Origin of the sequence: Streptomyces sp. CB02923 (assembly GCF_001905005.1) — a bacterium.
Taxonomy (GTDB): domain Bacteria; phylum Actinomycetota; class Actinomycetes; order Streptomycetales; family Streptomycetaceae; genus Streptomyces.
On sequence record NZ_LWKZ01000010.1, the window covers coordinates 33,053 to 48,356 of the forward strand.

Consider the following 15,304-nt stretch of genomic DNA (forward strand, 5'->3'; position numbering starts at 1 on the left):
CGCGTACCGCACCACCGAATACTGAGGTGGTGCATCCAGCTGGGGCGTGTCGTGTGGATCAGCCGGACCCAGGGTGATCCGAAAGACACGGTCCAGGCGGCTCCTCCCGGTGTGAGCCGATCCGTTGCGACCCGGGCGCTGCCGGGCGCCAAGGAGGACCAGCCCTGTGCCGACGCCCCCGCCCCGCGTGTCCCGAAGGCGTCTGCTCCAGGCCGCCGGGGGCGGAGCGGCCGCGGTCACCGCCGGGGCCGCGGCGTGGGCCCGGCTCGGCCCGCGCGCCCCGCTGTCCCGGGCCGACGGGTCCGCTCAGGCGCGGGAGGCCGCCGCGTCCGGTGCGGCCCCGGCGTTCCTGCACGTCATCGCGCACGCCGACGACTCCCTGTACTTCATGAACCCGGCGCTGGAGCAGTCGGTGCGCAGCGGCGCCCGCTCGGTGACGGTGTGTCTGACCGGCGGCGAGTCCGACGGCCGCAACGCCGCCGAGCACGGGCGCGGGGACCGGGTGCCGCCGCGCGACCGCCCGGCGTTCGCGCGGGCCCGTACCAACGGGCTGCGGGCCGCGCACGCGGTGATGGCCACCGGCGACCCGCTCAGCCCCTGGGACATGGAGGCGGTCTCCCTGCTGCCCGGCTTCCAGGTCGAGATCCAGACGCTGCGCGCCGCGCCGCGGAACCAGCTCGTCTTCATGGAGCTGGTGGAGGCGCGGACCGTCTCCGGGCCGCGCGCGCGAAGCCTGCGCGGCCTGTGGCTCGGCGCCATCGACGCGCTGCCCACGCTGCGTTCGGAGGGCACCCCCGTACAGCGCACGTTCCAGTACACCCGCGAGCAGGTCGTCGAGTCGCTGATCGCGCTGCTGGAACGGGTGCGGCCCACCGTGGTGCGCACCCTCGACCCGAACGCGGTGCACGCCCCGCACCAGCCGCCGCCCGCCGGCGATTCCGGGCCGGGCGGCGGGCTGCTCTACCACGACCACCAGGACCACATCAGCTCCGCCTACTTCGCGCAGGCGGCGCTGGCGGGCTACTGGGACCGCGGGCACGGCCGCCCCACCGTCGTGGAGAGCTACCTCGGCTACGAGGCGGGCGTGCTGCCGAACAGCGTCGATGTGCCGACCGCCCGGCGCAAGGGCGAGCTGCTGTCCGTCTACGGCTGGGCCGACGGCCGCGACTGCGGTGACCGGGCGGGCTGCGGCGACCGCAAGGTCGGCGGCTCGGCGTTCGACGGCTGGTCACGCAACTGGACGCGGAGCACCCGGCTGCGCGCCCCCGGCTCGAACAGCTGGCTGCGCCCCCTGAAGGACGGCCGGCTGGCCGCCTTCGCCGTCCTGGACGGCTCCGCCGTGTGCTGGGCCGAGACCGCGCCGGGCAACGGCACCTTCAGCGGCCCGCACCGGCTCGGGGGCGGCTTCCTCCAGGGCCAGATCCACGCCGTGAGCCACCCCGGCGGCGCGCTCCGCCTCTTCGCCTCCCGTACGGTCCTGCCCGCACGCAACCACGCGCACCGCCGCGAGCTGCTGACCGCCCTGCAGAACGGCACCGCCCGCAACGGCGTCCCGGCCTTCGGGGCGTGGGAGTCGCTGGGCGCTCCGGACGCCGCCCCGGTCCGGTCCCTGGAGACGGGCTTCCCGGCGGCGGCCGTCGGCCAGGACGGCACGGTGCACGTCTTCGCCCGCGACTGGCGGGGCGGCATCGCCTACCGCAGCGGCGCCAGGAGCGGCGACTGGTCGCTGTGGCGGCTCCTGGAGGCGCCGGAGGCTCCCGGCGGCGCGGCGGGCCGGGTGCCCGGCATCGTCGACGGGCTGGACGCGTGCGTGGACTCCGAGGGGCTGGTCCACGTGGTGGCGCCCAGCGACCGGGCGGTGCACCACTGGGTGTCGAAGGAGCCGGGGCGGATACCGGAACCCACCGGCGGCACCGGCCTGCCCGAGCCCGCGGGCCCGCTGAGCCTGGCCCCGCTGGGCGACGGCCGGGTGTGTCTCGCGTACCGGCAGAGCGCCACGGCCCGTGTGCTGCTCGCCGAGCGGCGGCCGAAGCCCGGTTCCTGGCGGCTGACGGCGCGGTACGAGCCGGTCGGCGGGTACGGGCGGGTGGCCGCTGCGGCCGTCGGCAAGCCCGCGCGGACGGTGGTGCTCGCGGGCCGGGACAACGCGGGCCTGCTGCGGTACGCGCTCAGCGACGCGGAGCAGGACACGCCGGGCCGCTGGCTGACGGGGAAGGTGCCGCATTCGGGTGCCGCGGCGGTCGGGCAGGACACCGACGGGCGCGCGGTGCTGGCCGTCCTCGGCAACGACGGGCGGCTGCACGTGGTGCGGCAGCGGGACGCGGGGGCGGACGGCCGCTTCCAGGAGTGGACGGCGCAGCCGGCCCGGCGGGGTCAGACCGGCCCGGCGGAGCGCACCGGCTGAGCCTCGTCACCCGTACGGCCCTTCGCGCGATCACCCGTACGGCGGTGGTTCCCGCCGGTAGGGGCGTCCACGTCCCGTACGGGCCCGGTCCGCCGCGGCACGAGGATGCGCGTGGACACCAGATAGGTGAACGGGATCGCGAGCACCGCCGCGACCAGGGGGGCGGCCCGGGTGCTCAGCCCGCACCAGTTCACCAGGGCGACCAGGCCCGCGCTCTGCACCGAGTAGTTGGTGACCTGGGTGAGCGGGAAGAGCAGGAACTTCTTCCAGGTGGGCCGGGTGCGGTAGGTGAAGCGGGTGTTCAGGAAGAACGAGCCCACCATGCTGCACAGGAACGCGATCGTGTAGGCGGCGAAGTACGGCATCCAGGGGTGCAGCGCCAGGTAGCACCCGTAGAAGGTCAGCGTGTTGACGCCGCCGACGGCGGCGAAGCGCAGCAGCCGGGCCGGCCGGAAGCGGCCCCGCGGGAACCGGCCCGGCCCGCCCCGCGGCCGACGGCGGTCCGGCCGGCGCGTCATCGGCGCGTCCGGCCGGCGATCCGGGCCGTGGGGGTGTGCGTGGGTGTCGTCCCGTTGGTCTCCTTGACCAGGAAGTGCGGGCGCCGCTTGGTCTCGTAGTAGATGCGGCCGATGTACTCGCCGATCAGGCCGAGCATCACCATCTGGAGGCCGCCCAGGCCCACGATGATCGCCACCAGCGTCACATAGCCGGGCGCGGTGATGCCGCCGGCGACCGCGGCGCCGACGATCCACAGGGCGTACCCGCCGGCCAGCGCGGCCAGGCTCAGGCCCGTGTAGATGGCCACCCGCAGCGGGCGGCTGTTGAAGGAGATCATGCCGTCGATGCCGTAGTTGACCAGGGAGCCGAAGTGCCACTTGGTCGCGCCGCCCTCCCGCCGGGCGTTGCGGTAGTCGAAGGTGACGGTGTCGAAGCCTATCCAGGAGAACAGGCCCTTGGAGAAGCGGTTGTACTCGGGCAGCGACACCAGCGCGTCCACGGCGGTGCGCGACAGCAGCCGGAAGTCACCGACGCCGTCGGTCAGTTCCACGTCGACCCACTTGTTGACCGCGCGGTAGTACAGCCGGCTGCACACACTGCGCAGCGGCTTGTCGCCGTCCCGGCTGCGCTTGGCGACGACCTGGTCGTGGCCGAGCTGGTAGAGGTCGAGCATCTTCTCGATGAGCCGGGGCGGGTGCTGGAGGTCGGCGTCCATGAGGATGACGGCGTCGCCGGTGGCCTCCTTCAGGCCCGCGAGCATCGCGGACTCCTTGCCGAAGTTACGGCTGAAGGAGACGTAGCGGGTGGTGGGGCGGTGCTGCTGGGCGAGGGTGCGTATCCGGTGCAGCGTGCCGTCGGAGCTGCCGTCGTCGACGTAGCACAGCTCGTATTCGACGGCGAGTTCGCCGAGCACCTCGCGGATCTCCTCGTCGAAGCGCCCGATGACTTCCTCTTCGTCGTAACAGGGGACAACGACTGAGAGCTTCATGAGGGGGCCCTTTCGCCGGGGCGGAGCGCGGCAGGAGCCACCACGTCCCAAGCAGTAATTCTACTAATGAGATGAGATGTCACGATTTGGGAGTGAAGGGGTCGGGCGGTCTCCTCCGCCCCGGCGCCGCCGCACACCGCAGGTGACGGCCACCGCGATCGGCACCGCCAGCGCGGCGCCGCTCGCCGCCAGACCCGGCACCAGCCCGGGGGGCCGGTACGAGCAGTCCAGCCGCGCGGCGCCCGCCCCCAGCGGTACGGCGATCAGACCGCCGAACGAGTGCGGGGCGCGGGCGGCACCCCCGTCCACCCGGCAGCTCCAGCCGGTGACGGCCGGAACCGCGAGGACGGCCGTGCCGGTGCTGCGCGCGGGCAGCCCGGCGGACAGCCCGTGCCCGCTCGACGAGAGCCGTACCGCAGCCCGCTCGCGCAGCCGGGCGACGGCGGCGGCGAGCTTCTTCGGCGCCAGACAGCCGAGCGGGTGGCCGGGGACGCGCTGGGCCTTCAGGCTGCTGAAGGACACCGTCAGCCGTCCGGCGGCCGGGACCGTGCCCAGGGCCCTGACCGGGTTCGCCGTCGTCTCCCGGGCGCCGAACCCCGGGGAGGTGTGGCCGAGGGCCCGCACCTTGCCGTGGTACCAGGGCGCGTACCAGAAGGCGGCGGAGCCCGGCGCGCACCGGGCCGTGAAGACGGTCGCGCCGCCCCGGCGGGTGGCCGGCAGCCGCCACTCGCCGTCGACCAGGCGCGGCACCGGACGCACGGCCGCGCCCGGAGGTCCGGGCGCGGCAGGTCCGCCCCCGGTGGCCCCGGCCCCCGGAGGCCCCGCCACCGAATGGCTCCCCGCGGCCGGACCGCCCCCGGCGCCCCCGCTGCCGTCACCCGCCGGCCGCAGCGCGGGCACCTCGTACACCCGTGCGCCCAGCAGTCGCTCCTGCCGGGCGAAGACCGAGCCGCCGCCGACCCGCGGATCGGCGCGTACGTCGATGCCCCGCGCGGCGGCCCCGCGCCGCCGCTGGTCGAGGGCGTCCGCCGACAGGCCGGGCCGTACGGTCAGCAGGGGTGCCGCGGCGGACCGCCCCACGTCGACCGGGCCGGCCTGCGGCCCGGTCTGGAAGCTGCTCACGCCCATGACCGCGCGGCTGACGGGGTCTTCGAGGCTGCGGGTGTGACGGCCGTGGATGTACCAGCCGCCGCCCATCTCGCGCAGCGTGCGCGCGGTCCGTTGCGGCAGGTAGCTGCTGTAGTACGAGCCGCCCTCGCCGCCCAGCAGCAGCGGGTCGTTGTTGGCGAACTCGTGCGGGCCGGGGTCGGTGCGGGAGCGCGGCCAGTCCTCGCGTTCCTTGATGCCCCGGTGGGCGGCGAGTGCCCGGTCATTGAGTGTGATCTTCGGCCCCCACCATGCGAGCTTGTCCCGAGCGGCCGTCACGGAGAACGCCGCGTAGGCCGAGCCGAGGAAGACCGTGCAGGTCAGAGCGGTGGCGACGGTGATGCGTACGGTTCGGTGCGCGCCGTGCCGGGCCAGTGCCACCAGCGATCCGAGCGCCACCGCGCCGCACACCGGCACCAGGATCCAGGTGGCCGGGCCGACCACGCTGCGGCCGTGGCACAGCGCGGCGAGCAGGGCGACCAGCGCGGCGCCGGCCGCCAGCTCGCGGGGCCGCGGCCGGTGCGCCAGCGCCAGCCAGGCGATGATCACCAGCAGCGCGCTGAGCACGAAGGAGGCGCGGTACGGGCTGCCGTTGGGGATCGCCAGACCGTGCCAGACCAGCAGCGTCGGCTTCCACACGAAGGAGACCGCGACACCGGCGGCCAGCCCGTACCAGGCGATACGGGTGCGCGGCGGGACGGCGCGGACGAACGGGAACGCCGCCACCAGCAGCAGTCCCAGCATCCCGATGAACAGGTGCGGCGCGGGCACCGAGCCGCGCCCGCCGGGCAGCAGCTCCGCGACGAAGTCCAGCGTCGGCGGCCGGCCGCGGTAGACGGCCTCCGGGGCGGGCCGGGACGCCTTGCTGGCCTTGAGGGTGACGATGATCACGGGGGCCGCCAGCAGGATGCCGGCCGGTGCCATGGCGGCGGCGCGGGCGAGCGCGCGCAGCCGGTGCCGTACGGAGAGGTCCGTGGCGAGGAGCAGGCGCAGGGCGAGCACCAGGGCCATGGCGAGGGTGGCCATCGCCGCGGTGTAGAAGTTCCCGGCCCAGGACACGCCGACGAGCAGGGTGCCGGCCGCCCAGTGGCGCCGGTGCAGGCACCAGTCGGCGGCGATGCCGGTCAGGGGCAGCGAGACCAGGCCCCACATCCACATGGGGTCGGCGGTGCCGTCGCTCACGACCCAGGCGCAGGTGCCGTAGCCCACCGCGAGGAGCGCGCGCAGCCAGGGCGAGCCGGGGTGCACCCGTCCGAGGAAGGCGGTCATCAGTGCGGTGCCCAGGCCGATGCAGCCCAGCGTGACGAGGAACACCGGCAGTTCGGCCAGCTCGCGGGGGAACAGGCCGACCAGCCAGGAGAACGGATTCATCAGATAGGTGAAGAAGTCGGCGAGGAAGGGCGCGCCGTAGCCGCTGTTCCAGTTGAAGGCCAGGTCGCCGGTGGTGCTGCCGTGCAGCAGGTCCCACAGATGGGCGTGGAACGGTACGAACTGATTTCCGAGGTCATTCACGGCACGGGAGCGGGTACCGAACGGATAGCTGCCCAGCATCGTCATACCGAGGCAATAGGCGCCCATGGCCAGCAAAGCCGCGAAAGGCGGCGCGAAACGTGGTGTGGCCAGTCGCTTCACCGGCGCGGTCAGCATTTCGAAGGTCACATTCACGAGGCGCCGCGCTTCCCTGCTCACCTGCGTCTTGAACGAGTAGATACCGCTTTCGGGTGATCCGCTTTTCATGTACGGCATGTCCCGACCCGGTTCCCGATGCGGGTGATCGTCCCCGGGGCGAGAGTCCTACGGTAAGCCAAATGTCCGCAATAATGCGGTTTGACAAGAGCAAGGTGCGGCGGCGAACGTGCGCTCGTGCACCGGTCGACGGCGTGCCGGGCCGGTCGCGGGCCAAGGTAGCTTTGGGGTCCCGCAGCGCTATGAAAAGAGGATTGGGGTGCCCGTGCCTGACGTCTCCGTAGTCGTGATCGTCTACAACGACGCCGACCGGCTACCGACGGCCGTCCGGTCCGTACTGGACCAGACGCTCCACGGAGTCGAAGTTCTGATCGTCGACGACTGCAGCACGGACAGATCCTTCGACGTGGCCCGGCAGCTCGCCGCCGCCCACCCCGACCGGGTGCGGGCGCTGCAGCTGCCGGAGAACAGCGGTGGCTGCGGGGCGCCCCGCAACCACGGCGTCCAGCACGCCACCGGCTCGTACGTGATGTTCCTGGACAGCGACGACGTCCTGGAGCACAACGCCTGCCGCAACATGCTGGAGGCCGCCGAGCGCACCGGCGCCGACCTGGTGTCCGGCATGTGCGTACGGGTCAACGTCGACTCCCGCAACCGCAAGCAGACCGAGTGGTACCCCTGGCTGTACTCCAGGACCCGCACCATCGAGTCCGTCTCCGAACTGCCCGACCTGCTGGTCTTCGACACGCTGTCGACCAACAAGTGCTACCGGCGTGCGTTCCTCCTGGAGGCCGGGCTCGTCTTCCCCGTCGGCATCCACTACGAGGACCTGCTCTTCTCGGCCCAGGCGTACGTGGCGGCCCGGCGGATCACGCTGATCCCCAACCACGTCTACTTCTGGAACGTCTTCGAGAAGGCCGCCACGAAGTCGATCAGCAACCGGCGCCACGAGATCGCCAACTTCGCGCACCGCATGGAGATCCACCGCCGGGTGGACGAACTGCTGGAGCGCGGCGGACTCGACGAGCTGAAGTTCCACAAGGACGTCAAGTTCCTCAAGCACGACCTCGTGCTGCATCTGCGTGATCTTCCGCTGCTGGACGAGGAGTACCGCCGCGAGTTCGCCCGGATGGCCAACGGCTACCTCGCCGGCATCGCCCCCGAGGCGTACGAGCGGGTCCAGCCCATCCAGGCGATCTGCGCCTACCTCCTGGCCCAGGAGGACTGGCACAACCTGATGCCCGCGGTGGACAGCCTCATCAACCGCGACAAGCTCTCCTCGCCGCTCGCCGAGCGCGACGGCCGCGTCTACTGGTGCGCCGAGCACCTCGACGACCCCGAGGGCCGCCGGGTCCTGGACGTCACCGACGCCGGCTACCACACCCGCTCCGTCGGCAAGCTGTTCCTGCGCAACCAGCTGACCACCTACGAGGACGACGGGCTCGGCACCGTCCGGCTGGCCGGCACGGTCGTCAACCCGCTCGGCAAGGTCACCCCCGGCACCCCGCTGCGCGGCCGGCTCGAACTCAAGGCCCGCCGCAAGAGCCTCCAGGCGTTCTCCTTCCCGCTGACCTCGCTGCGCATCGCCGGCGACGGCCTGCACTGGGACGCCGAACTGGACCTCGCCCGCCGGCTGCGCCCCCTCGGCGTCATCGACGCCGTCTGGGACGTCCGGCTGATCCTGGACGTCGACGGCGTCACCACCCGCACCCGCCTGACCGTCGGCGGCGTCGACCTGGACAGCGCCCACGCGCTGCGGGTCCGCCCCCGGCTCACCCGGCTGGTCTCCGACCGCGTCGAGCCCGCCACCTCCAAGCGCGGCCACCTCACCTTCGTCCTGGACGCCCAGGGCAAGGCGGCCCGGCGCACCAACGAGATGCTGCGCCAGGCGCTGCGCAGCCCCGCCGCCGACCTCGCCAAGAGCGGCGTGCGCAAGGCCCGCAAGGCCCGCAGCGACCTGAACTCCGGCGAGACCAAGCTGCGCGTCTACCACGAGGTGTTCAGCAAGCTGCCCGTCCACAAGGGCCTGGTCGTCTTCGAGAGCCACCTCGGCAAGCAGTACAGCGACAGCCCCCGCGCCATCTACGAGGAGATGCGCCGCCAGGGCGTCGACTTCGAAGCCGTATGGGCCTACGACGGCAAGAAGCCGGAGGGCTTCCCCAAGGACGCCACCCTCGTCCAGCGCTGGAGCTGGCCGTACCTGCGCGCCCTCGCCCAGGCCGAGTTCTGGATCGACAACCAGGGCTTCCCGCTGCGCCTGGCCAAGCGCCCGGAGACCACCTACATCCAGACCTGGCACGGCTCCGCCCTCAAGCGCATGGGCTTCGACGAGCCGAGCCTGAAGCTCAAGACGCGGGGCGCCAAGGAGGAGTACCAGAAGGTCCTGGACCGCTTCGACCACTTCCTGGTCCGCTCCGAGCACGACGTACGGACCCTGGCCAACGCCTTCCGGCTGCGCGACGAGGTGCTGCTGCGCAGCGGCTACCCGCGCAACGACGCGCTGGTCGCGACGCGCCGCGCCGAGGAGGCGAGCGGCGTGCGCGAACGCGGCCCGCTCGCCGAGGAGCTGGGCATCCCCGCGGACAAGACCGTGCTGCTGTACGCGCCGACCTTCCGCGCCAACCCCAACGGCGCGGTCCGCGGCTTCGAACCGCCCTTCGACGTGGACGAGTTCGCCGAGCGCTTCGGTGACCGCTTCGTGCTGCTGATGCGCTCGCACTACCTGAACAACGTGGTGCTGCCGCCGTCCGTCCGCGGCAAGGTCATCGACGTCACCGGGCACCACGACATCACCCCGGTGCTCCAGCTGGCCGACGGCATGATCACGGACTACTCCTCCGTGATGTTCGACTACGCCCTGCTCGACCGGCCGATGCTGTTCTTCGCGTACGACTACGACGAGTACGCCAACGAGGCCCGCGGCACCTACTTCGACCTCAAGGAGAAGGCGCCGGGCCCGGTCCTGGGCACGGCCGGGGAACTCTTCGACGCGATCGAGGGACTCAAGGCGGCGGACGACGGGCACCGCGCGGCGCGGCGCCGCTTCACCGACGAGTTCGGCGAGTACGACCAGGGCGACGCGGCCCGCACGGTCGTCGACCGGTTCTTCGGCGGCGGCACGCCACCCGCCGCGGACAGCGGCCCGGCGCGCGGCGGCGCGCTGCCCGGCACCACCGTCATCAGCGGCTCCGCGCACAGCGGCGCTCCCGTGAAGGGGGAAGCCCATGACCGGGCGTGACATCTTCATCGTCTCCAACAACGTCGACGAGATGGGCGGTGTGACCACCTGGTCCCACCAGATGGCCCGGCTCTTCACCGACAGCGGCCACCGCGTGCACGTCATCGGCGTCGTACCGGCCCCCGAGGAGCTGCGCGCCGACCTCGGCGACGACCTGCCGTACGCGACCACGACCCTCTACGACGCGCATCCGCCCAAGGCCGTACCGGCCGCCCGCGGCATCAAGGGGCGCCTGAACATCGCCGAACAGCGGCGCCGCGCCGCACGCCAGGCGGGCATGCAGGAACAGGCGGACAAGCTCAGCGCGCTGTTCGGCGCCGCCCGGCCGGGCGGCGTGGTCATCGTGACGCAGGTGTGGGCCATGGAGTGGGTCGGGCTCGCCGACACCGCGGGCCTGCCGGTCGTCGGCATGACCCACGAATCCTTCGACGCCTGCCGCAAGTCCTCGCGCTTCGGGCGGGTCAAGAAGCACTACAAGGACGTGGACCGGCTGCTCGCCCTCACCCGCGAGGACGCCGACCTGTGGATCCGCCAGGGCATGGACAACGCGGACTTCATGCCCAACCCGCTGCCGGTGACGCCGGAGGTGCCCTCGGACCGCACCGCCAAGGTCGTCGCCAGCATCGGCCGGCTCTCCGACGAGAAGGGCGTCGACCTGCTCCTGGACACCTGGGCCATGGTCGCGCCGGACCACCCGGACTGGACGCTGCGCATCTACGGCTCCGGGGACGACGAGGAGACCCTCAAGAAGCAGGCCGCCACACTCGGACTGGACGGCTCCGTCGCCTTCATGGGCCGTACCGACGACGTGGCGGAGGCACTGCGCGGCGCGTCCGTCTTCGCCCAGTCCTCCCGGGCCGAGGGCTTCCCGCTCTCCCTCATGGAGGCGATGGCCAGCGGCGTGCCGTGCGCGGCCTTCGACTGCGCGCCCGGCGTCCACGAGATCGTGCGGGACGGTGAGGACGGCCTGCTGGCCGTGGTCGGCAACACCACCGAACTGGCCCGCCACATCGGCACGCTGATCTCCGACAAGGAGCTGCGCGACCGGTTCGGCACGGCGGCGCGGGAGAACGTCCAGCGCTACTCGACCGACCGGATCACCGAGCGCTGGGAGCACCTCTTCGCCCTGCTGGAGCGCTGAGGCCCCGGACCGGCCCCGCCGCGCGCCGCGGGGCCGGTCCGTACCCGGACGACGGAAGAGGCACACCGTGGCAGCAGACCGTCCGCCCGCCGCCGACGGCCGCGGTCCCCGTGACCCGGCCGTCTCGGTCGTCGTGCCGGTGCACAACACCCGGCGCTACCTCGAACAGTGCCTGGGCTCCGTCTTCGCCCAGAGCCTCGGACCGGACGCCGTCGAACTGATCGCCGTGGACGACGGGTCCGACGACGGCAGCGGCGCCTGGCTCGACGAACAGGCGGCGAAGCACCGCAATCTGACGGTGGTCCACCAGCCGCCGTCGGGCGGCGCCGGCCGGCCGCGCAACGTCGGCATGGACCGCGCCAGCGGCCGGTACCTCTTCTTCCTCGACTCCGACGACCACCTCGGCACCGAGGCCCTGGAACGGCTCACCGCGATGGCCGACACGTACGGCTCGGACATCGTCTACGGGCGCATAGTCGGCGTCGGCGGCCGCCCGGCGCCCGTCGACCTGAGCACCACCAGCCCCCGCGTCACCCCCTTCGACTCGCCCGTCTACTGGACGCTCGCCGCCTACAAGCTCTTCCGCCGCGCCTACGTCCAGGAGCGCGGACTGCGCTTCGTCGAAGGGCGCCTGCTGGCCGAGGACCTGCCCTTCGGCATCCGTGCCCTGCTCGGCGCCGGCACGGTCTCCGTCCTGGGCGACTACGACTGCTACTACCTCCGGGGCCGCGACGACGACAGCAACGCCAGCCGCCAGGACCTCGACTGGCCCGCCCACCTCGGCTACATCGCCACCGTGCTCGGCCAGGTCGCGGACCTGGTGCCGCCGGGCCCCGAACGCGACACGCTCATGGTCCGGCACTTCCACGGCGAGGTCCTCGCCCAGTTCGCCGCGCCGTACCTCGCCCGCGACGCCGCGGGCCGCCGCGCCATGGCGGAGGCCGCCCGCCCGCTGGTCGACGCCTACCTCACCGACCGGGTGCTGGCCGCCCTCCCGCCCCGGCTGCGGCTGCGCGCGCACTGCCTCCGCAGGGGGACGGCGGAGGAACTGGACGAGATCGTACGGGCGGACACCGGGCGGGAGCCGGGGCCGCCGGTGACCGGGGACGACGGCCGGGAGTACGCGGCGTACCCGTACTTCCGCGACCCGGAGCACGGCATTCCGGACGCCTGCTACGCACTGAGGCCGACGGCGCCCGGGGACGCGGCCTGAAACGGCGTACGCCCCGGCGGACCGGAACGGCGTACGCCCGGCGGATCTGAACGGCGTACGCCCCGGCGGTCCCGGAAAGACGTACGCCCCCGGCGGGACCGGGGGCGTACGAAGGGTGCTCGGATCAGGCGCCGGCGCGGTGGTGCTGCCAGCCCTGCCAGGCGGAGGTGATCATGTCGCGCACGTCGTGGCGGGCCTTCCAGCCCAGCTCGTCGGCGATCCGGTCGGCGGCGGCGACGACCCGGGCCGGGTCGCCGGGGCGGCGCGGGGTGACCTCGGCGACCGCGTCGGTGTGACCGGTGATCTCGTTGATCAGGTCGACCATCTCCTTGACGGAGACGCCCTCACCACGGCCGATGTTCAGGGTCAGGTCGCGCACCGGGCCGGGCTCGGCCAGCTTGCGGGCGGCGGCCAGGTGGGCGTCCGCGAGGTCCGCGACGTGGATGTAGTCGCGGATGCAGGTGCCGTCCGGGGTCGGGTAGTCGTCGCCGAAGATCCGCGGCGACTCGCCGTCGGTGAGCTTCTCGAAGACCATCGGGACGATGTTGAAGACGCCCGTGTCGGCCAGCTCGGGGGTGGCGGTGCCGGCCACGTTGAAGTAGCGCAGGCACGCGGTGTTGATGCCGTGCGCCTTGCCCGCCGCGCGCGCCATCCACTCGCCGACCAGCTTGGTCTCGCCGTACGGGTTGATCGGCACGCAGGGCGTGTCCTCGGTGACCAGGTCCACGTCCGGCATGCCGTACACGGCGGCCGAGGAGGAGAAGACGAACTGGCCGACGCCGCCCGCCGCCATGGCCTCCAGCAGCGTCTGCAGGCCGTGCACGTTCTCGCGGTAGTAGTGCAGCGGCATCTCGACGGACTCGCCGACCTGCTTCTTCGCGGCGAGGTGCACGACACCGGTGACGCCGTGCTCGGCGATCGTGCGGTCCAGCACCGCGCGGTCCAGGGTGGAGCCCTCCACCAGCGGGACGCCCTCGGGGACCCGGGCGGCCACGCCCGTGGAGAGGTCGTCGAGTACCACGACCCGCTCGCCCGCCTGTGTCATGGCCCGTACGACGTGGGCGCCGATGTAGCCGGCGCCGCCCGTGATCAGATAAGACATCTCGCCATCCTAAAGTGGTCGTTGCTCGTCGGGTGGTGCAGGTGCGGACGCCGGCGGTCGGTGCCCCGGGGGGCGCGCGACCGCGTCCGGCGCGCTGACCGGGGCCGTCGCGGGACCTCCGCCGCGCCGGGTCCGGCCGTCACCGGCCGGGCCGCTGTGATGTGACTAACGACCGCGCGTACCCACGCGGCGGAGCTTGCGGGCCGCGATCTTCCACGCGGTACGCAGACCGGACGCCATGCGCAGCGCCAGCGCGCCCCCGGTGGTCGCGTACGGCTGCGCCAGCAGCAGGCCGTGCCGGGCGCTGGGCAGCGCGTGCCGCCGCAGCCCCGGGCCGGTGGCCCGCAGCGCACCGTGCAGGACGGAGCCGTCCTCGCAGTGCACCCGGGCGGTCAGGTCCCACGGATCGAGGGTGCCGGAGCCGCGCTTGCCGAGGGTGACCAGGGCGCCGAGGTCGAGCGACGTCTCGGCCGTCCAGCCGTCCCCGGCCGGGTCCGCGGTGAGCGCGGCGGTGTGCACGGGCCCGCGGCGGCCGTCCGCCCGGCGGCACAGCTCCACGTCGATGCCGACCGGCCCGGCCGCGCCCACCCGCCCGTACAGCTCGTGCAGGCGCAGCCGCAGCAGGGAGCGGGTGCCGAGGACCGGCTCGGCGTCGATGGCCACCGGCAGCTGCCCGGCGGGCAGCGTGTCCAGGCCGTCCAGCTCGGCCGCGGGCAGGGCGGGCGACCACACGGGCCGCTCGCCGCTCCGCACGTACGGCGGCAGCAGCCGGCCGGGGCGGGCGGCGAGCTGGGTGATCCGTTCGGAGTCCACCGGCGCCTCGGAAGCGAGCAGCACGCGGGCGAGCCAGCGGGCCGGCGCCCTGGCGGCGAGCAGCTCGCTCTCCTCGAAACCGGCCAGGTACGCGCGGGTCAGCCGCCACCACTCACGCCGGTGCTCCACACCGCGCGTGTGCAGCTCCCGGACGTACATCCGCAGGTCGTGGTCGAGGAACTTGGTGCGCGCCGCGTGCGCGAGGCCCTTGTGCCCGGCGTCGGCCAGGATGCGCACGCTGGTGCGGTGCGCCTCGATGCGGGACTCCCAGTTGGCGACGTCCTTGCGGTCCAGCGAGATGGACTGCTTGGCGGCGCTGCGCCGTACGTGCCAGATGTAGACCTGGTCGGGGACGACCGCGATGCGCGGCGCGGCGGCCAGCACCCGGGAGGTGAAGACGAAATCCTCGTAGGTGAAGCGGCCGTCGGGGAAGAAGACCTCGTGGTCGAGCAGGAAGGCCCGGTCGTACAGCTTGTTGACGCACAGGGTGTCGCCGACCAGTTCGGGGTGGCCGGCGACGGGCTCGTACAGGGCGGGCTCGCGGTAGAGGTCCGGCTGCCAGGGAACCTCGCGCGGTCCCGGCAGCTCGCGGCGTACGCACAGGCCGGCCGTCACCGGGGTGCCGTGGCGCAGCGCGGCGTCCAGGAGGGCGTCGACGGCGCCGCCGGGCAGCACGTCGTCGCTGTCCAGGAACATCACGAAGCGCCCGGTGGCCGCCCGTATCCCGTCGTTGCGGGGCGTACCGCAGCCACCGCTGTTGTCCTCGCGGTGGATCACCCGCAGCCGCCGGTGCTCGCGCGCGAGGTCGTCCAGGACCCGGCCCGTGCGGTCGGTGGAGGCGTCGTCGACCGCGATCACCTCGGTGACCGCGTCTCCCTGCGCCAGTGCGGAGCGCACCGCCTCGCCGACCAGCGCGGCGTCGTTGTAGGCAATCACGACGATGCTGACCTGAGCGGACGGTGTGACGGCAGGCCCCGGCCGCGGCTCTGGGGCTTCATTCACAGTCACTACATCTACATTTCGTGTCGGTGTGGTGTCGGCGCCGGAGGGCTCCCGTGTTCCGCCCCCTCCAGCA

9 protein-coding genes are annotated in these 15,304 nt (G+C 73.1%); 4 read left to right on the plus strand and 5 right to left on the minus strand.

Going from position 1 to position 15,304, the window contains the following annotated elements; genetic code table 11:
• The first annotated feature begins 166 nt into the window (after positions 1 to 166).
• Positions 167 to 2,404 carry a PIG-L family deacetylase gene (locus A6A06_RS11335; RefSeq protein WP_242440686.1) on the plus strand — a complete coding sequence of 746 codons (2,238 nt, stop codon included), beginning with the start codon at positions 167 to 169 and terminating at the stop codon, positions 2,402 to 2,404.
• On the opposite strand, the gene A6A06_RS11340 is transcribed toward A6A06_RS11335, so the two are convergent.
• From A6A06_RS11340 to A6A06_RS11350, 3 genes are all read right to left on the minus strand, one after another.
• Positions 2,374 to 2,922, minus strand: coding sequence for a GtrA family protein (locus A6A06_RS11340; protein WP_079193948.1), 549 nt, complete (start codon positions 2,920 to 2,922; stop codon positions 2,374 to 2,376). The genes A6A06_RS11335 and A6A06_RS11340 overlap by 31 nt on opposite strands.
• Positions 2,919 to 3,890 (minus strand): glycosyltransferase family 2 protein, encoded by a 972-nt coding sequence (locus A6A06_RS11345; RefSeq protein ID WP_073761097.1) that lies wholly within the window; start codon positions 3,888 to 3,890, stop codon positions 2,919 to 2,921. Before A6A06_RS11345 ends, A6A06_RS11340 begins: the two co-directional genes overlap by 4 nt.
• Before the next feature lie 63 nt (positions 3,891 to 3,953).
• Complete coding sequence (locus tag A6A06_RS11350; protein ID WP_242440687.1) at positions 3,954 to 6,773, minus strand: YfhO family protein; 2,820 nt, start codon at positions 6,771 to 6,773, stop codon at positions 3,954 to 3,956.
• Positions 6,774 to 6,987: 214 nt separating this feature from the next.
• Here A6A06_RS11350 and A6A06_RS11355 point away from each other — a divergent pair, with 214 nt between their 5' ends.
• The 3 genes from A6A06_RS11355 (at position 6,988) to A6A06_RS11365 (ending at position 12,314) form a co-directional block, all read left to right on the plus strand.
• Complete coding sequence (locus tag A6A06_RS11355) at positions 6,988 to 9,960, plus strand: bifunctional glycosyltransferase/CDP-glycerol:glycerophosphate glycerophosphotransferase (protein ID WP_073761116.1); 2,973 nt, start codon at positions 6,988 to 6,990, stop codon at positions 9,958 to 9,960.
• The gene (locus A6A06_RS11360) at positions 9,947 to 11,101 is read left to right on the plus strand and encodes a glycosyltransferase (protein WP_073761098.1); all 1,155 of its coding nucleotides are present in this window, start codon (positions 9,947 to 9,949) and stop codon (positions 11,099 to 11,101) included. The genes A6A06_RS11355 and A6A06_RS11360 overlap by 14 nt, the downstream gene beginning before the upstream one ends.
• Positions 11,102 to 11,168: 67 nt before the next feature.
• Positions 11,169 to 12,314 (plus strand): glycosyltransferase family 2 protein, encoded by a 1,146-nt coding sequence (locus A6A06_RS11365; RefSeq protein ID WP_079193949.1) that lies wholly within the window; start codon positions 11,169 to 11,171, stop codon positions 12,312 to 12,314.
• A gap of 124 nt (positions 12,315 to 12,438) precedes the next feature.
• Here A6A06_RS11365 and galE read toward each other — a convergent pair whose 3' ends face one another.
• Together galE and A6A06_RS11375 are read right to left on the minus strand one after the other, a co-directional pair.
• Complete coding sequence (galE, locus tag A6A06_RS11370) at positions 12,439 to 13,416, minus strand: UDP-glucose 4-epimerase GalE (protein ID WP_073761099.1); 978 nt, start codon at positions 13,414 to 13,416, stop codon at positions 12,439 to 12,441.
• A 165-nt stretch (positions 13,417 to 13,581) separates the two neighbouring features.
• Positions 13,582 to 15,231 (minus strand): glycosyltransferase family 2 protein, encoded by a 1,650-nt coding sequence (locus A6A06_RS11375; protein ID WP_073761100.1) that lies wholly within the window; start codon positions 15,229 to 15,231, stop codon positions 13,582 to 13,584.
• Positions 15,232 to 15,304 lie beyond the last annotated feature (73 nt).

Coding starts and splice junctions, on each gene's coding strand:
- A6A06_RS11340 (WP_079193948.1), bottom strand. CDS start 2,922: ATGACGCGCCGGCCGGACCGCCGTCGGCCGCGGGGCGGGCCGGGCCGG.
- A6A06_RS11345 (WP_073761097.1), bottom strand. CDS start 3,890: ATGAAGCTCTCAGTCGTTGTCCCCTGTTACGACGAAGAGGAAGTCATC.
- A6A06_RS11350 (WP_242440687.1), bottom strand. CDS start 6,773: ATGAAAAGCGGATCACCCGAAAGCGGTATCTACTCGTTCAAGACGCAG.
- A6A06_RS11360 (WP_073761098.1), top strand. CDS start 9,947: ATGACCGGGCGTGACATCTTCATCGTCTCCAACAACGTCGACGAGATG.
- galE (WP_073761099.1), bottom strand. CDS start 13,416: ATGTCTTATCTGATCACGGGCGGCGCCGGCTACATCGGCGCCCACGTC.